Source organism: Pseudomonas sp. LBUM1664 (assembly GCF_059695895.1).
In genome coordinates this window covers 2,648,101-2,665,063 of the sequence record NZ_CP166791.1, presented here as the reverse complement: position 1 = coordinate 2,665,063, position 16,963 = coordinate 2,648,101, and the positions used below count along the sequence as shown (strand labels likewise).

Annotated in this window: 13 protein-coding genes; 3 read left to right on the top strand and 10 right to left on the bottom strand. The window is 60.1% G+C overall.

All coding sequences use genetic code 11. From position 1 onward, the window contains the following. Nucleotides 1-31: 31 nt before the first annotated feature. From ACA047_RS12585 to ACA047_RS12575, 3 genes are all read right to left on the bottom strand, one after another. The gene (locus ACA047_RS12585; protein ID WP_497359499.1) at nucleotides 32-1,585 is read right to left on the bottom strand and encodes a sugar ABC transporter ATP-binding protein; all 1,554 of its coding nucleotides are present in this window, start codon (nucleotides 1,583-1,585) and stop codon (nucleotides 32-34) included. 80 nt (nucleotides 1,586-1,665) lie between these two features. Further along, entirely contained in the window at nucleotides 1,666-2,592 is a 927-nt protein-coding gene (locus tag ACA047_RS12580; protein ID WP_497359498.1) for a sugar ABC transporter substrate-binding protein, read from the bottom strand. Between the two features lie 53 nt (nucleotides 2,593-2,645). Beyond that, on the bottom strand, nucleotides 2,646-2,789 hold the full coding sequence (locus ACA047_RS12575; RefSeq protein ID WP_497359497.1) for a hypothetical protein: 144 nt from the start codon (nucleotides 2,787-2,789) through the stop codon (nucleotides 2,646-2,648). A gap of 772 nt (nucleotides 2,790-3,561) precedes the next feature. Here ACA047_RS12575 and ACA047_RS12570 point away from each other — a divergent pair. Both ACA047_RS12570 and ACA047_RS12565 read left to right on the top strand, forming a co-directional pair. Then, nucleotides 3,562-4,884, top strand: a complete 1,323-nt coding sequence (locus tag ACA047_RS12570) for an acyl-CoA dehydrogenase family protein (RefSeq protein WP_497359496.1) — start codon at nucleotides 3,562-3,564, stop codon at nucleotides 4,882-4,884. A 91-nt stretch (nucleotides 4,885-4,975) separates the two neighbouring features. Next, a complete protein-coding gene (locus ACA047_RS12565) occupies nucleotides 4,976-6,343 on the top strand; it encodes an MFS transporter (protein ID WP_497359495.1) in 1,368 nt (455 codons plus the stop codon). Between the two features lie 138 nt (nucleotides 6,344-6,481). On the opposite strand, the gene iolG is transcribed toward ACA047_RS12565, so the two are convergent. The 7 genes from iolG to ACA047_RS12530 all read right to left on the bottom strand — a co-directional run bounded on the left by iolG (nucleotide 6,482) and on the right by ACA047_RS12530 (nucleotide 15,657). After that, nucleotides 6,482-7,495, bottom strand: coding sequence for a bifunctional inositol 2-dehydrogenase/D-chiro-inositol 1-dehydrogenase (gene iolG, locus ACA047_RS12560; RefSeq protein WP_497359494.1), 1,014 nt, complete (start codon nucleotides 7,493-7,495; stop codon nucleotides 6,482-6,484). A 29-nt stretch (nucleotides 7,496-7,524) separates the two neighbouring features. Next, entirely contained in the window at nucleotides 7,525-9,456 is a 1,932-nt protein-coding gene (gene iolD, locus ACA047_RS12555; protein ID WP_497359493.1) for a 3D-(3,5/4)-trihydroxycyclohexane-1,2-dione acylhydrolase (decyclizing), read from the bottom strand. Between the two features lie 77 nt (nucleotides 9,457-9,533). Next, on the bottom strand, nucleotides 9,534-10,355 hold the full coding sequence (locus tag ACA047_RS12550; RefSeq protein WP_497359492.1) for a TIM barrel protein: 822 nt from the start codon (nucleotides 10,353-10,355) through the stop codon (nucleotides 9,534-9,536). 33 nt (nucleotides 10,356-10,388) lie between these two features. After that, nucleotides 10,389-11,891, bottom strand: a complete 1,503-nt coding sequence (locus tag ACA047_RS12545) for a CoA-acylating methylmalonate-semialdehyde dehydrogenase (protein ID WP_497359491.1) — start codon at nucleotides 11,889-11,891, stop codon at nucleotides 10,389-10,391. Nucleotides 11,892-11,921: 30 nt separating this feature from the next. Further along, nucleotides 11,922-12,731: a 5-deoxy-glucuronate isomerase gene (gene iolB, locus ACA047_RS12540; protein WP_497359490.1), complete on the bottom strand. Its 810-nt coding sequence runs from the start codon at nucleotides 12,729-12,731 to the stop codon at nucleotides 11,922-11,924. Further along, nucleotides 12,728-13,621, bottom strand: coding sequence for a myo-inosose-2 dehydratase (iolE, locus tag ACA047_RS12535; RefSeq protein WP_497359489.1), 894 nt, complete (start codon nucleotides 13,619-13,621; stop codon nucleotides 12,728-12,730). The genes iolB and iolE overlap by 4 nt, the downstream gene beginning before the upstream one ends. 98 nt (nucleotides 13,622-13,719) lie before the next feature. Further along, nucleotides 13,720-15,657 carry a bifunctional 5-dehydro-2-deoxygluconokinase/5-dehydro-2-deoxyphosphogluconate aldolase gene (locus ACA047_RS12530; protein ID WP_497359488.1) on the bottom strand — a complete coding sequence of 646 codons (1,938 nt, stop codon included), beginning with the start codon at nucleotides 15,655-15,657 and terminating at the stop codon, nucleotides 13,720-13,722. Between the two features lie 314 nt (nucleotides 15,658-15,971). On the opposite strand from ACA047_RS12530, the gene ACA047_RS12525 reads away from it, so the two are divergent. Beyond that, nucleotides 15,972-16,892 (top strand): MurR/RpiR family transcriptional regulator, encoded by a 921-nt coding sequence (locus tag ACA047_RS12525; protein WP_497359487.1) that lies wholly within the window; start codon nucleotides 15,972-15,974, stop codon nucleotides 16,890-16,892. The last annotated feature ends 71 nt before the right edge of the window (nucleotides 16,893-16,963 follow it).

Here is a 16,963-nt window from a genome sequence, read left to right as displayed (position 1 = left end):
ACTTACCTTTTTTATTTGAACTGACTGGCATTCAGGACAGGCCCGAGGCCAGTTGCATAACCCGCTCCTGGGTCGCCTCGCTGCGATCGAGGGTGCCCATCAGGTCGCCTTCGTGCATCACCAGGACCCGGTCGCTCATACCCAGCACTTCCGGCAACTCCGAAGAAATCATGATGACCGCCATGCCTTCGCTGGCGAGGTAGGAAATGAGTCGATAGATCTCGGCCTTGGCGCCAACATCGATGCCACGGGTTGGCTCGTCGAGGATCAGGATGCGCGGGTTGGTCATCAGCCAGCGGGCCAGCAGCGCCTTCTGTTGATTACCACCGGACAAAGTGTCGATGCACTGTTCAAGGGACGGCGTCTTGACCCGCAGCTTCTTGCACATGTCTTCGCACAAGACGCGCAGGGCTTTCTGCTGGATGAAGCCGTTGCCCACGTAATGAGGCAGCACGGCCATCTCCATGTTTTCCAGCACCGACAGGCACGGGAACAGGCCACTGAGCTTGCGGTCCTCGGTCAACAGGGCAAAACCCTTTTCGATGGCCATGTGCGGGTCGCTGATGCGCACCGGTTGGCCGTCCAGCCGGATTTCACCGCCGGTACTCGGGGTTACGCCGAAGATCGCCTCGGCCACGTTGGTCCGACCCGAGCCCATCAGCCCGGCGATGCCCAGGATCTCCCCGGCATGCAGGTCGAAGGACACGCCTTTGAAGATCCCGTCCAGGCTCAGGTCGCGGACCGACAGCACCAAATCACCGATGGGTTTGTCCCGCACCGGGAACAACTGGCTCAATTGGCGCCCGACCATCATCGAAATCAGGCTGTCGCCGTCCATGCTGTCGGCCCGTTGCAGACCGATGTAGGCACCGTCGCGAAACACCGCCACTTCATCGGCGATGGCAAACACTTCGTTCATTTTATGGGTGATGTAAATAATGCCCTTACCCTGAGACTTGAGGTCGGCAATGATCGAAAACAGGTGGGCAACTTCCGTCTCGGTGATGGCCGATGTGGGTTCATCCATGATCAGGATGTCCGAGTCATAGGACACAGCCTTGGCGATCTCCACCATCTGCCGCTCGGCAATGCTCAGGTTGCCCACTTGCTCCTCGGGGTCGAGGTTGATGCGCAGCCGCTCCAACAGCCTGGCGGTGCAGCGGTGCATTTCGCCATGGTCGATCATGTGCAGGCCGTTGAGTTGCTCGCGACCGATCCAGATGTTTTCGGCGACGCTCATATGAGGCATCAGGTTCAGTTCCTGATGGATCATCGCAATGCCGGCCTGCAATGCCGCCAAAGGCGTGTCGAACACCACCGGTTTGCCCCGCAGGCGCAGTTCACCAGCGTCCGGCTGGTAGATACCGGCGATGATTTTCATCAGTGTGGATTTACCCGCGCCGTTTTCCCCCATCAGGGCCAGCACCGAGCCGGGGCGTACCCGCAACTGCACGTCGGACAGGGCGATCACACCGGGAAACCCTTTGCTGACATTGACGACTTCCAGCAGGTACGAATCATCAGGTATGACATCTGGCTGGGCAGTCATCGCCGGGGCGCTCGAAGCAGTCGCTGAAGCGAACATGGTCAGGTACTCCCTCGGCAAGGTCGACGTTGCGACCTTGCCTGCTTATTGTTGTGGTGAGACCGATGGGGCGTTGAACGTCACTTGAACTGATCGACGTTTTGCGGTGTGATCAGGCGATACGGCACCCACACGGTTTGCTCGACCGGCTGCTTCTTGACCATTTTCACCGCCGTATCGATAGAGCCATCGGCCTGGCCCTTGGCGTCCTGGAACACCGAGACTGCCATCTCGCCTTTCTTGATGGCGTTCAAGCCGTCCGGCGTGCCATCGACCCCGGCAATCAATACACTGCCTTTCTTAGTGCCTGCTTGTTTGAGTGCCATGGCGGCGCCGATGGCCATTTCGTCATTATTGGCTACCACGGCCTGGAACTCGCGACCCTGGGTCAGCCAGTCGTTGACCAGGGTCATGCCCTTGTCCCTTAACCACGTGCCGGTCTGCTCCTGCTCGATCTTGATGTTGGGGTATTTGGCCAGCACTTCCTTGACGCCCTTGGTGCGGTTAGTCGTGGAGTTGTTCGCCAGGTCACCCAGCAAGATCACGATGTCGCCCTTGCCGCCCATCTTGTCGGCCAGGTATTGCATCTGCATCCGGCCGGCTTCCAGGTCGTCCGAGGCGACGGTCACCACGCCGACGGGCAGTTTCAGGTCATCGGGACGACGATTGACGTAGACCAGCGGGATACCGGCGGCCACGGCGGCCTTGGTGATTCGCTGTGTCGCGGCGGTGTCCACCGGGTTGACGATGATCGCGTCGACCTTCTGGCTGATGAAGCTTTCCACCTGGCTCAGTTGCTTGACCACATCACTGCGTGCGTCTTCAAACTGCAGGGTGACGCCGTCCGGCAGGGACTTGGCTTTCTTGTCCATGGATTCACGCAGGTAGGTCAACCAGGTGTCATCGAACTGAGACATGCTGACGCCGATCTTCAGGTCCGCCAGGGCAGCGCCGCTGGTGAGCATCAACGACAGGGCCAGCGAGGCGATACGGGTCTTGGTCTTCATGAACGGTCTTTCTCCACTTTTTTGTTGGTTTTATGGATAAGGCGTGGCGGATCTCAGGAACGGGGCAAGCGCACGATGGGCGCGCCGGGCATGCAACACACCACGGCGCCCTTGCGTTGGATGCACAGGGATTCGAACAGAGGAAGGACTACGGACAGGCGTAGCAGGTGAAACGCAGAGCGGCTGAAGGTTTTCATCGACGGTACCTAGCTGTGTTTCTTGTTTTTGTTTCGTCTGTCATCCGTGCAAGGCTGGCTTGGCAGGAAGCGGACAGGGTGTCGGTAACCTGGAATCGACTTTATTGGAAAATATTTTCCATATCAACTGATTTTAGAATTTTATTCGTTTTCTATTCCATGACCGACGGGCGTCGACAAGACCCCTGCTTCGTCCAGTGTGCAGAAGAGCACAGCCGATACATTCCAGCCCCTCTATCGAGCCCTCGATAGCGTCGGATTTAACCGAAGAACTTCTATCTGAGCAGTACGGGACACGTTGCCGCTTAGGCATGGTGCCACTGCTGTCGACATCCAAGCCTGACACCAGCGCCGCAAGACCGTAGTCGGGGAGCCTCATTTTTCTGCACAAGATGAAGAAAAAAGCGCCTGGAAAAATAATGTGATAAATGCACCTATTTTCCTTCCGGAGGGTGCTTGAAGATGCCTTCTCAACGGCGCTGCCGTTGCAATCAACCCATTAGAAGCTTGTAAACCGTCGTGGAAGTAATGACCCGGTTATCTGCGAGGACTACATCCAGCACGATCCGAATGCGCCAGGCAACGGCCGTGAACTGTTGAGCATTTGCGCCGCCTCCTGATGAAGGCCCTACGCCAGCCCCCCACCACGCTGGCCAGATGTATGACTGGTACATGACCACCACTTTTCGGGCTCGAGAGGGAACTCATTGGACGCTGAAGTACGTTCAAAAAATTTCGGACCCGTGTCTAGAGAAAAATACCTGAGGTTGCCATGAGTAAAGATTTCCCTACACCACCGAAGGACTTTCCAATGCCACCGAAGCTAAGATTTCCGGAATCGCCCTATCTGAGCGAAGTCGGCAAAAAGATGCGCGATGAGCTGATCCAGAAGTTCGATCTGCTGCGCGCCAATGTTCGCGAAGGAGATGAACTCGGAGTACTTGTACCTACGACAGTACAGGCTTTGCACGAAGCCGGTGCCTTCAAGATCACGCTTCCCATCGAACTTGGCGGCTACGCGCTCGGCGTGCGAGACACCGCCGAGATCGTCCATACCCTAGGCCAAGTGGACGCGTCCGCCGCATGGACGGTGATTGTTAGCAGTGCCGCTCGCGTCACGCTGGCCTTCCCGGAGCGCGCACGCAACGAAGTATTCAGCGACGTGGACAGCTGGGTCGGTCCACTCATGTTTGGCGCAACGATCCTGGCCCCCCACGCGGGCCAAGGCCGCAAGGTCGAAGGCGGCTTCATGGTCAAGGGCAAATGGCCTTTCGGCAGCGGGTGCCGCATCGCAGCCTGGGGCTCGGTCGGCATCAGCTATGCCGATCCCGAAACTGGGGCGCAACGCCGCGCAATGGCAATACTGTCACAAGACCAATACCAGATCCTTGATGACTGGAAGGTCATGGGTCTGCAGGCAACGTCGAGCAACAGCGTTGAAGCTACCGAAGAAGTCTTCGTTCCCGACCATCGTGTCGTTCATATGGACCAACTGGTCGGACTCATTGGCGCGCTTCGCGGTAAATACAAGGGAGTCGGATACATGCACGGCCCCGTCGGCTCGATGGTGTCAGCGTCGGTCTCCTTCGCGGCGCTCGCCTGCGGCATGGCCAAGGGCGCGCTGGAGGCATTCATCGAGCAGGCGAAGAAGCGACCTCCGTTCAACGTCCCGTATACCACCATGTCTGAAATGGCCAGCATCCAGGTCGTCGCAGGCAAGGCGCGAGCGATAGTGAATGCCGCCGAGGCCGTGATCTTCGGGCATGCCGACGAGATCGATCGTCGCGCCCTGGCAGGAGAGGATTTCTCGCCCCAGGACGAGCCGCAGATCGGCATGGACCTTGTGTACCAGATCCATGAATGCGTGAAGGTAGTCGACAGCCTTCAGCTCGCGCTGGGCTCTTCGACAGTGAGCCTGAGCAATCCTATCCAGCGGTTCATGCGCGACATTCATGTCCTGGCCTCCCATGGCACCTTCCGCATCGATCCGATGGCCGAGATCAACGGTCGGAACATGTTCGGACTGCCGCCGTTTCCAATGTTCGCAGCCTTGACCTCGGCACCTGGCACACCGCCAGGCCCTGCGAAGCAATAACGCCCATCGAACCAAAAGTCGTACTGCGTGCGGCCAAATAAAAAGAGGGTAGGGATTACCCCCCTACCCTCAAGATATTGGAGAGATAACATTGGCACACATCATTGATCACTCCTCACTGCCCGAGCCAATCTCGACCAAAGCATCGTGGGGAAGCTATGTCCTGGATTGGCTACAGGCATCTCCTCGCGCTAAAGCTGCGCTTGTTGGCTGTGTCATCTTGATGACGCTCAGCCCGGCAGGCCTCTCGGCAATGATGCCCTTCATCACGGCGTCGTTTTCAGCTCAAACCGGAAGGCCCATGCCAGAGGCCATTTTACTGTTCGTGGCCATGCCACTGCTAATCTCACCCATTTTTCTGCCGATCGCGGGCGCTTGGGTAGATAGGTGGGGCGCAAAAAGAGTCGCCATCCCGTCATCAATCTTGTACGCCGCGGTAACCGCGCTGGTGCCGCTCTGCAGCTCGATTTCCTGGATTCTTGGCCTCATGATCGCGCTTGCGTCCGTATTCGGCTTCATGGCAAGTTTCGCTGTGGTCTTCAAAGTGATCACAGGATGGTTCCCTCGCCATCGCGGTATAGGTTTCGCCCTGATCGGCGCCGCGTCTAGCCTTGCAGGCGCGTTTCTCTCGCCTGTGTTTCTTTGGATGATTGGTTCCCCCCACTCCGCCCCGGGCAGCGGTCTCGGCTGGGATGGCACTTATTACGTCATTGCCGGCTGTATTTTGGCCTTGGGAGTTCCAGCTGCGCTGTTCCTCCTCTCGGAACCTGACTATGTAAAGGCAGGCTCCACATTCCCCAAGCCCCCCACCAAGGCTGATCTGAAGGAGATTCCCGGCCTCACATTGAGGAGTGCAATCAAGAATCGGACCTGGTTTTTAATCGTTCTCTCATTGTCATTGACGGCGACCGGCCCCATGGCGGTGCGGCAAAACGCAGTAGGTTTTTTTGGCGAGCGAGGATTCGATCCTTCGACCATCGCACTGTCGCAATCTGTGCTGTTCATTGCGTCGATCGTCGGTCTGTTCTGTGGCGGCATGATCCTGGACCGCTCGCGCCGACCATGGGTCGTTTTCCCGCTCCTCGCGGCGGTGCCTGCTGGCCTGTTACTGTCTTATGTCAATCACGGCAACGTAACCCTGCTGTTCGTCGCCAACGCGCTTCTGGGCTTTGCGATGGGTTCCGAGTCATCCCTTGGTCCGTTCCTCATTGCTCGCTACTTCGGTTTGAAATGCTTCGCCCAACTGCAAGGGCTGAGCATGGCCATCTCGACTATTTTCCTGGGCCTTTCTCCATTTGTCGTAAGCGCCATGCAAACCGCCTCCGGCAGCTATGCCGTGCCGCTTACCGCTCTGATTGCCCTCGGGGGATTAGCCACGCTACTGGCGCTTTTCCTGCCCAATTATCCGGCCGAATGGGGTCATCGCCCCAGCAGCGCCGATCAGGCAGTGCATCAGTAACGAATTGGGGAGCAATCAGATACTTTGCCGGGCGCTACGGGGGACGGTATGGATACAGGGTTTTCCTGGTCTCACGGCTGAGCTCATCAGCCGTGACCGCCCTTACCGTAGCCTATTAAAGGTCCGTGTAAATCACTGCTAAAGATCGTAGAAACGCGGGCGCTCGGGCAAGTCGACCTTCACAATCTGTCCACTCTGCTGCGCTTCGATACAGGCATCCGCCGCCACTGCCGCAGCGAAGCCGTCCCAGGTCGACGGCCCGCCTATCTGCCCGGCCCGCACGCCATCGATGAAAGCCTGCAATTCAACGTCGTAGGCCGCAATGAACCGGTCCTTCCAGTCCATCAGAATGGCGTTGGACAACTTGGCGCCACTGCGCAATTGCACTTGGGACGGTTCCGGGAGCCGGGCGATTCCGGTCTCCCCCACCACTTCGCACTGGATGTCGTAGCCGTACTGGCAGTTGACGAACACTTCCACATCGATGCGCGTGCCCTTAGCGGTTTCCAGCAGGACGATCTGCGGGTCCCGCAAGTGGGCCAGGGCCTTGCTGGTCTTGCGTGGAAACACCACCTGCACCGAAACGTAGTCATCGGCCAGCAGCCAGCGCAACACATCCAGTTCATGGATCAACGTGTCGGTGATCGCCATGTCGGTCTTATAGTTTTCGCCCACGCTCGGGTTGCGGTGGGCGCAATGCAGCATCAGCGGTTCGCCGATCTGGCCGCTGTCGATTACCGCCTTGAGTGCGCGATAACCCTCATCGTATGGGCGCATGAAACCTACCTGCACCAGCCGCTTGCCGTGGGCCACTTCGGCTTCAACGATCCGGCGGCAGCCTTGGGCCGTGACAGCCAGGGGCTTTTCACAGAACACCGGTTTGCCGGCCGCAATCGCCGCCAGCACAAACTCTTCATGGCTCGGGCCCCAGGAGGTGACCAGGATCGCCTCCACGTCCGGCGCCTTGATCAACGCATGCCCATCGGAATAGACCTCGGCGCTCAGTTTCAGGTCGGCCACCACTTTCGCCGCCTGAGCCAGATTGATGTCGGTCACCGCGACCACCTGGCTGTTGAGCAAGGTCTGGCTGCAACGACGGATATGGTCCTGGCCGATGGCCCCGGTACCGATGACGCCCAGCTTCAAAGACATGTAGAACTCCTTCAGTAGGGTTGGCGCAGTTAATACTGACGGGCCTGGGCCAGTCGTTCGTTGAGGGACTGGACGAGTGCATCGGTGCGGGCACTGGCGGAGACTTGCGCCACGCCGACCCGCCACCATGACAGGTAGCTGTGGATCATGGTCTTGGGCAGGACCTTGATATCGATCAGGGTCGATACCGTTTGCAACCGCGCATCGGCCAGGGCTGCGTGGAGTTCATCGAGGGTCTTCACCTTGTAGGTCTTGCACCCGTAGGCCGCCGCACTCATGGCGAAGTCCACCGGTACAAACGCGCCGTCGAGCTTGCCGGTGTCCGGGTTGCGGAAGCGGAACTCGGTGCCGAAGCTGTCCATGCCGTTTCCCATTTGCAGGTTGTTGATGCAACCGAACGTCATGTTGTCCAGCAGCACCACGTTGATCTTGCGTCGCTCCTGGATCGAGGTCGCCAACTCCGAGTGCAGCATCATGTAGGAGCCGTCGCCCACCAGGGCATACACCTCTTTGTCGGGCTCGGCGAGCTTCACGCCCAGCGCCGCATTCACCTCGTAACCCATGCACGAATAACCGTACTCGACGTGATAGGTGTTCACACCCTTGCTGCGCCAGCTGCGCTGCAAATCGCCGGGCAGGCTGCCGGCGGCGGCAACGATGATCGCCTCGTCCGCCAGGGTCTCGTTGAGGGTGCCCAATACACGGCTCTGGGTCAGGCAGGAACCGGTGAGTTCGATGAACTCGCGAAACACCGCCGGGTCCATGCGATCGTTGATTTCCGGGACGAAATCCTCGGCTCGATAATCGGCCTGGTACACCCGGTCGACCTCGGCGTCCAACTGGCCCTTGGCATCGGCGATCAGCGCACCCCATTCGGCGCGGTAGTCCCCCATCGCGGCGGACAACGCCTCCAAGCCCGAACGGGCGTCGGCCAGCAATTGCACACCGTCGAGTTTCAAGGCGTCACACGGACTGATATTGAGATTGAGAAACTGCACATCGGGGTGCTGGAACAGCCATTTGGACCCCGTGGTGAAGTCGCTGTAGCGGGTGCCGATGCCGATGATCAGGTCAGCTTTCCTGGCCAGCAGGTTCGCCGCCAGACAACCGGTTTCGCCGACGCCTCCGACGTTCAGCCGGTGGCTGGAGACCACGGCGCTCTTGCCGGCCTGGGTCTCGGCGAAGGGGATTTCAAAACGTTCGGCAAAGGCCAGCAGCGCCGCGTTGGCCCCGGAATACTTCACGCCGCCGCCACAGATGATCAACGGTTTGCACTTGCCCTTGAGCAGCGCCAAGGCATCGCCAAGCATCGCTTCGGTGGCCGGGCGGCGATCGATACGGTGGACTCGCTTTTGCAGAAAGTAATCCGGGTAATCGTAGGCTTCGGCCTGTACGTCCTGGGGCAGTGCCAGGGTCACCGCGCCAGTTTCGGCCGGGTCGGTGAGCACCCGCATGGCATGGATCGCGGCAGTCATCAGTTGCTCGGGGCGATTGATGCGATCCCAGTATTTGCTCACGGCCTTGAACGCATCGTTGGTGCTGATGCTCAAGTCATGAAACTGCTCAATCTGTTGCAGCACCGGGTCCGGCTGGCGGCTGGCGTAGACATCGCCGGGCAACAGCAGCAACGGGATACGATTGGCCGTCGCCGTGGCGGCGGCGGTCAGCATATTCGCCGCACCGGGGCCAACCGATGAGCTGCAAGCGTAGATTTTTCGGCGCAGATGCTGCTTGGCAAAACCAATGGCGGCGTGGGCCATGCCCTGCTCGTTGCGGCCCTGATGCACCACCAGGTCGCCACTGTCCTGCTCCAGCGCCTGGCCAAGGCCTAGCACATTGCCGTGGCCGAAAATGGTAAAGACCCCGGCGACGAACTTGCTCTGGACGCCATCGACCTCGACGTACTGGTTATCGAGGAATTTCACCAGGGCCTGGGCCATGGTCAGTCGTGTTGTGGTCATGCTTGCACCTTGTCTGGAATGCAAATTGGGTGGCTGGCCCAATCCCCTGTGGGATCTTCATCAGACCAACCATCGTGTCAGGCTTGGGGGTTCTGAAGGTGGTTCATACTCGCCCCCAGCGCCTGGCGAATGTCGGCCAACTCGTGGATGCTCTCGGCAAACGGCTCGAAGGACAGGTAGCCCTCATAACCACCGGTGCGCAACGCCTCGATCTGCGCGGCATTGCCGAGGATGTCATCCTCGCCCACCAGCACCCGATGGCCGTCGCGGATCGTCGCTAACGGTGCATGGGCATCCTCGACGCCGGAGATGTGCACCAGCCCGGTCAGTTCGGGAAAGAATTCCTGCTCGCCCGCCAGGTGATGGTGAAAGGTGTCATGCACCAGGCGAAACACATCCAGCCCATCGACAGCCTTGATCGCTTCCACCGCCACGCGCTTGCGGCGCAGCGAACAGGCCACAAAACCCAGAGGCTCGATGAAACCATAGATGCCGAAGGCCCGCAGGATCGGTGCCAATTCACTGAGCGCCGTACGCAGCCCCGCGGCGCGCTCGGCTTCGCTGCGCAGGTCGGCGCGGTCGTTGAGCGGGCACATCACCAGCCCCTCGGCGCCGCATTCGCGGGCGTAGTCGGCCAGTCTTACGGCCTGGGCACGGCGCTCGTCGCTCCACACGTCGAAGGGGTACAGGGCGTTGATCGACAGCACCTTGATGCCCCGCTCCTCGCACAACTGGCGCACGCGGGCGGGCGGCATGCCGTTCTCGATCTCGACGCCTTGCAGATCGTTGCGGATCTCGATGGCATCGGTTTTCAATGCCAACGCCAGGTCAATGAATTCGGGCAGTGACAGGCGCGGAGCGACCATTCGGTTCAGGGCAAAACGCAGGGGCTTGTTCATTGTTGTCATCCCTCCGGCTTTCATACGAACAGGTTATTGGGCAGTTGGCATGCTGAACTCGGGGCCCTTGGTGATGCTGTCGGGCCAGCGCTGCATCACGCTTTTGTAGCGGCTGTAGAAACGCAGGCCCTCCTCACCATAGGCATGGTGATCACCGAACAGCGAGCGTTTCCAGCCGCCAAAGGAATGCCAGGCCATGGGCACCGGGATCGGTACATTGATCCCCACCATGCCGACCTTGATGCTGCGGGCAAACGCCCGGGCGATGCCGCCGTCACGGGTAAAGCACGACACACCGTTGCCAAACTCATGGGCGTTGATCAAGGCCACGGCCGTGGCGAAATCCGGCACGCGGACGATCCCCAGCACCGGGCCGAAGATTTCCTGCTGATAGATGCTCATGTCAGCAGTAACCTGGTCGAACAGCGTCGCCCCGACGAAAAAACCCTGCTCGGCCCCCGGCACTGTGAAGCCACGGCCATCGACAATCAGTCGCGCGCCCTCGGCCACGCCGGCGTCGATGAAACCTTCCACCTTGGCCTTGTGCTCGGCGGTGACCAAGGGCCCCATGTCGGTATCGTGTTGCTGGCCGTTGCCGACCTTCAACTGATCGATGCGAGGCAGCAGACGGGCGATCAGCTCATCGCCCACGTCTCCCACCGCCACGGCAATGGAAATCGCCATGCAGCGTTCGCCGGCCGAGCCGTAGGCCGCACCGATCAAGGCATCCGCCGCCTGGTCGAGGTCGGCGTCGGGCATGACGATCATGTGGTTCTTGGCCCCGCCCAGGGCTTGCACGCGTTTGCCGCTCGCCGTGCCCTGCTGATGGATGTATTCGGCGATGGGCGTTGACCCGACAAAGGAAATCGCCTCGATGTCCGGGTGCTGCAACAGCGCGTCCACTGCCACTTTGTCACCCTGGACCACGTTGAACACACCGTCGGGCAAGCCGGCTTCCGTCAGTAGCCGGGCCATGAGCAAACTGGCGGACGGATCGCGCTCCGAAGGCTTGAGGATGAAGCAGTTACCGGCGACCAGCGCCAGGGGGATCATCCACAGCGGCACCATGACCGGGAAATTGAACGGCGTGACGCCGGCGCACACACCCAGGGGCTGGCGCAGGTTCCAGTTGTCGATGCCGCCGCCGATGTTGTCGCTGAAGTCGGTCTTGAGCAGGCTGGGTGCACCGCAGGCATACTCGACGATCTCGATGCCGCGGGTGACCTCGCCGTGGGCGTCGGACAACACTTTGCCGTGTTCGCGGCTGATGATTTGCGCCAGCTCGTCGTGATGCCGATCCAGCAGCTCCTTGAACTTGAACATCACCCGCGAACGGCGCAAGGACGATTGCTCGGACCAGGCCGGGAACGCCACCAGCGCCGAAGTCACCGCCGCATCGACGGTACCCGGCTCGGCCAGGGCCACCCGGGCCTGCACCGCGCCGGTGGCCGGGTTGAAGACCTTGCTGAACCGCGCATTGTCACTGTCCAGCACCCGACCGTTGATGTAATGACCTACTACCGGGGCGTCGCTCATTGTTCTTGTTCTCCGTGCGGATGGTGAAATTCAAAGGTCCAGCAGCCAACTGTGCTGCGGGTCGTTATGGAACTGCCAGACCCGCTTCGGCCCGGCCATGACGTTCAGGTAATACGACTCGTACCCGTAGGGCACACTGACCGGGTGGTAACCCTTGGGCACCACCACCAGGTCGCTGTTTTCCACGGCCATGGCCTGGTCAATGCTGCGGTCGTCGGTGTAGACCCGCTGGAACACGAAGCCCTGGGACGGGTTGATCTGGTGGTAGTAGGTTTCTTCCAGAAAACTCTGGTGCGGCAGGTCGTCGGTGTCGTGCTTGTGGGGTGGGTAGCTCGACGAATGACCCGACGGCGTGCGCACTTCCACCACCAGCAGTGAATGGGCCGGCTCGCTGTCCGGCAGGATGTCGCAGACATACCGAGTGTTGGCGCCCTTGCCGCGCACGCTGCGCTTCATGCTGTCCGGACGGATCAACCGCGGACCGTAATGGCGTTGGGTCGAACCCGGCGCGGCACACACGGCGACCTGCACGTCGCTCAGGGCGGTGACCTGGGCCTGGCTGCCGGGCGGCAGGTAAGCGGCATAGGGCGATTTGTCCTCGAACACCGACTGGCGATCACCGAGGTTGTCCCAGTCGAAGGCACCCTGCCCCGGCGCTTCGCCCTTGAGGCTGATGCGACCGTTGAGCAACACCAGGCAAAGCTCCTTGTCACCGGCGGCCACTGGCAGGGTTTCACCGAGGCTCAAACGGTAGGCAGCGAAGCCGACGTATTCCAATTCGCCAGGGGGCAGTTGGACCATCGTCTGACCGCTGGAATGGCTTTTGATCAACAGGCTCATGACCGGGTCCTCTCTTGCAGCAAGGCGCGCAGGGTCTCGTAGCCTTTCTTGGCGTACACATAACTCGGCGCCACGGCCGGGTCCTGCTCGGCTTCCACCACCAGCCAGCCTTGGTAATCGGCGGCCAGCAGGACGTCCAGCAACGCCGCAAAGTCGATGTCACCATCCCCCGGCACGGTGAAGGTGCCATTGATGATGCAGTCGGGAAAGCTCCAGAGGTTGTTGCGCGCCAGTTGCACCACCGGTTTGCGCACGTCCTTGAAGTGCACATGGCAGACGCGTTCGATGTGTTTGCGCAAGACCTGCAGCGGTTCGCCGCCGCCCATGCAGCAGTGGCCCGAATCGAACAGCAGGCCGACCTCGCTGCCGGTCAAGGCCATCAGTTTGTCGATGTCCGAAGGCGATTCGACGTAGGCGCCCATGTGGTGGTGATAGGCCAGGCGCACGCCTTGAGACAAGGTGAAGCGCGCCAGCTCGGTCAGTTTTTCGGCGTAGGTTTGCCAGGCTTCGTCGGTGTGAAAACGCGGCCGTTCGATCAGTGGAATGCGCTGGCCTTGAATGGAGTCAGCCACTTCGCCATACACCAGCACCTTGGCACCGTTCTGCGCCAGCAGCTCGACGTGGCTGGCGATGGCATCGATTTCCTCGGCCGCCGAACGCCGGGCCAGGCGGCTGGAATACCAGCCGGAGACCAGCGCCAGGTCATACGGGCGTAGCACATCGCCAACCCCCTTGGCGTCCTTGGGGAATTTGCCGTTGAGTTCAAACCCTTCGTAGCCGATTTCCTTGCCCTCGCTCAGCGCCGTATTCAACGGCGTCTCGCCGCCCAACGATGGCAAGTCGTCGTTGCTCCAGGAAATCGGGTTGATGCCAATTCGAATAGCGGGCATGGCTGCACCTTTTATTGTTTTTACATAACCATTGAAGACGGCGACAGACCCTGTGGGAGTGAGCCTGCTCGCTCCCACAGGGTCAGTGTTCACAACTTTTAACTTCGGGCGGCACGCCACGCCTCAATCAATTCCACAAATGTACCCTGCACCTGCTGGATCAGCGTTTGATCATCGATTTCCCCGGCCAACCAGGCCCGGCTCGGCTCCTGAAAGATCGTGCGACCAACGGCAAACCCCCGGCAGGTGGTGCTCTGGCTGGCCTGCCGGAAACCTTCGGCCAGCGCGGCGGCCGGGGCGTTGAGGCCCAGCAGTACCACGCCCCGGCAATACGGATCGCGCTGTTGGATCAGCTCATCGAGTTGCTTCCATTGCTCGAAGGTCTGGGCTTCGATCTTCCACCACGCCGGGAAGATCCCCAGGTTGTAGAGGCGCTTGAGGGCGCGGTACAGCACGTCCGGGTGCGGCGATGGATGATCCTTGGGTGGAATGATTTCCAGCAGTAATTCATGGCCGCTGACCTGGGACGCCTTGTACAGACTCATCAATTGCGCCTCCTGCTCCAGGCGCAACAGCGGTTCGTCGTCAGGGTGAAATTGCACCAGGCATTTGATGATCTGCTCTTGCGGCCAGGCGATCAGATTGCTACCGATGGAACGCCCGTGTTCGAACGCCAGCGGCCGTGAACCCTGTACTTCAACGGGTCGCGCCACCCACCAGCCGCGCCCGGTGGCGGCGTTCAGCGAGTTCTGGCCAAAACGTTGATCGGCCAACAGACCGACATCGGCCTCAACACCCTGGTGCTGCAGATCGGCTTCGACCCGCTCCACCGCCTGGATGAACAGTTGCTTGAGTTCGCTAATGCAACTCAGGTCGCGACCGCCCTTCTGGGCCAGCTCCACCAGTTGCCAGCGATGGTCAAAAGCGAAAATGAACAGTTGTTTCCAGGCCTTGCGGGGCACGCTGACCTGATGCAGCCGTTGCAACACGTCGTCCTGATCCGGCCGGGTGATCGGCACCGGGCTGTTGAACAAGTAGTCGAGTTCAGCCCGGGTCGGCATCGCCGGGGCACAGGCGTGGCGCGACACCACCAGGCCACCGCAGGCATTGGCCAACTGGCAGCAGCGCTCATCACTGGCGTCCTCCAGCCAACCGGCGAGAAAACCCGACATGAACGCATCACCGGCGCCCAATACATTCAGGACCTCGACCCGCACCCCTGGATAAATGGCGCCGTCTTCAAGTCGGGTTGCAATGGCGCCGTGGATCACCGTGCAACCCTGCGGGCCGAGCTTGACCACCAACGTCGCCGCCGTCAGCGAGCGCACGGTGCGCAATGCGATCAGCAAGTCTTCGCCGCCGCCGGCGATCAGGAATTCTTCTTCGGTGCCGACGATCAGGTCAAAACGCGGCAGGATGCTTTGCACGTGCTGGCTGACTTTCTGGTCGGCCACGAAGCGGGTTTCCCCATCGGCCTTGCCCGCCAGCCCCCAGAGCACCGGCCGATAATCGATGTCGAGAATGCGTTTGACCTGATGCTTTTGCGCATAGTCCAGCGCCTGGATACTGGCCTTGTAGACGCTTTCGGTAGAGAAATGAGTGCCGGTGATCAGCAGCGCCTTGCTGGAGGCAATGAAGGCTTCGTCGATGTCTTCGGCGCGCAGCGCCATGTCGGCGCAATTTTCCCGGTAGAACACCAGGGGAAAGGTTTCCCGATCCTTGATACCCAGCAAGACCATGGCCGTCAGCCGTTCAGGGTCGACCTTGATACCACTGACATCGCAGCCTTCTCGCGCCAGGGATTGCACCAGGAAGCGGCCCATGTGGTCGTCCCCTACCCGGCTCAGCATCGCCGATTTGAGCCCCAACCGCGCCGTACCGAAAGCGATGTTGGCAGACGAACCGCCCAGGTATTTGGCGAAGCTCGAGACATCTTCCAGGCGCGCTCCGACTTGCTGCGCGTAAAGGTCGACGCCCAGGCGTCCCAGGCAGATCACATCCAATTGACGCCCACTGGCAAAACGAGTCTGGCCCATGCTGGCTCCTGTTATTTTTATCAGCCTGCGCTTGTCGCCGGAACCGACGCCAACGCTCTTGGTGAATGCAGACTAAAACGAGCAGCGACCAACAATCAATAATTATTCTATAATCTTTTAACGTGGAATATTTTTTCCAATAAACCATAACCGAAACCGGGCCAGACGTGGTGCAACGTTTCAGCATGCACAGCAACTTTTTCCGCCCATGATTTTCCACGCGCCTACGCTGTAGACTGCAATCAGCCAACCTATTGTCGAGGGCCGGCTTTTTTATCGGGCCGTCCTGTAAGAACAAGCCATAAGGATTTTCTATGACCCGTCCCGATCTGACGGCGCCGTCCGAGAGCGCGTCCGAACCCGCGAGCTCAAGCCCACCGATCAATGCCGAGCGTCTGCTGCAACTGATTACCGACGAATACGAAAGCCTGCCGCGCCAGCTCAAACGCATCGCCAGCTACATGAGCCAGCAAAGCGACCGGATCATGGTCGACCGCATCAGCGACATCGCACGGGAGTGTGAAGTGCACCCGTCGGCCATCGTGCGCTTTTCCCAACGCTTCGGCTTCAGTGGGTTCAGCGAAATGCAGGCTTTGTTCCGCGAGGCTTACACCCACAAGACCACACCGGTGCAGAACTACCAGCAGCGCATACGCAGCATGATCGTCAACAAGTCGCAGAAAGCCAGCGGCGGCGACCTGGCACGCGAGTGCGTCAACGCTACCTTGTCGGGCATCGAGCGTCTGGGGCTGGAGCTGGACGACCAGGCTTTCGACAAAGCCGTAGACTTGGTGGTCAATGCCGACAACATCTATGTGGTGGGCGTACGGCGCTCGTTCGCGGTGGCCGATTACCTGGTCTACAACCTGCAACACACCAACAAACGCATTCACCTGGTTTCCGGCCTGGGGGGCAGCTATCGCGAGCAGATGCGCAGCGTGCGGGCCAACGACCTGGTCATCGCCATCAGCTTCACGCCCTACGGCAAGGAAACCCAGCACTGCCTGCGCATCGCCCAGCTTCATCAGGCCAAGACGCTGATCATCACCGACAGCACCCTGTCACCCCTGGCCAAGCGGGCCAATGCCGTGCTGCTAGTGAACGAAGGCAGCTCGTTCGCCTTCCGTTCGTTGAGTGCCACACTTTGCCTGTGCCAGGCGCTGTTCATTGCCGTGGCTTACCGGCTGGAGCTCAAGGTCGACGAAATCCATGAACAGGTTGGGTTCGAGGATTAACGTCAGCCAACATTGATATTGATGTTGGCTGATCCGACGTCATCGCGAGAAGGCTCGCTCCCACACAGGAT

Bases quoted from the DNA above. Each gene is read 5' to 3' on its own strand.
- ACA047_RS12585 (WP_497359499.1), bottom strand. From the start codon at position 1,585: ATGTTCGCTTCAGCGACTGCTTCGAGCGCCCCGGCGATGACTGCCCAG.
- ACA047_RS12580 (WP_497359498.1), bottom strand. From the start codon at position 2,592: ATGAAGACCAAGACCCGTATCGCCTCGCTGGCCCTGTCGTTGATGCTC.
- ACA047_RS12575 (WP_497359497.1), bottom strand. From the start codon at position 2,789: ATGAAAACCTTCAGCCGCTCTGCGTTTCACCTGCTACGCCTGTCCGTA.
- ACA047_RS12570 (WP_497359496.1), top strand. From the start codon at position 3,562: ATGAGTAAAGATTTCCCTACACCACCGAAGGACTTTCCAATGCCACCG.
- iolG (WP_497359494.1), bottom strand. From the start codon at position 7,495: ATGTCTTTGAAGCTGGGCGTCATCGGTACCGGGGCCATCGGCCAGGAC.
- iolD (WP_497359493.1), bottom strand. From the start codon at position 9,456: ATGACCACAACACGACTGACCATGGCCCAGGCCCTGGTGAAATTCCTC.
- ACA047_RS12550 (WP_497359492.1), bottom strand. From the start codon at position 10,355: ATGAACAAGCCCCTGCGTTTTGCCCTGAACCGAATGGTCGCTCCGCGC.
- ACA047_RS12545 (WP_497359491.1), bottom strand. From the start codon at position 11,891: ATGAGCGACGCCCCGGTAGTAGGTCATTACATCAACGGTCGGGTGCTG.
- iolB (WP_497359490.1), bottom strand. From the start codon at position 12,731: ATGAGCCTGTTGATCAAAAGCCATTCCAGCGGTCAGACGATGGTCCAA.
- iolE (WP_497359489.1), bottom strand. From the start codon at position 13,621: ATGCCCGCTATTCGAATTGGCATCAACCCGATTTCCTGGAGCAACGAC.
- ACA047_RS12530 (WP_497359488.1), bottom strand. From the start codon at position 15,657: ATGGGCCAGACTCGTTTTGCCAGTGGGCGTCAATTGGATGTGATCTGC.
- ACA047_RS12525 (WP_497359487.1), top strand. From the start codon at position 15,972: ATGACCCGTCCCGATCTGACGGCGCCGTCCGAGAGCGCGTCCGAACCC.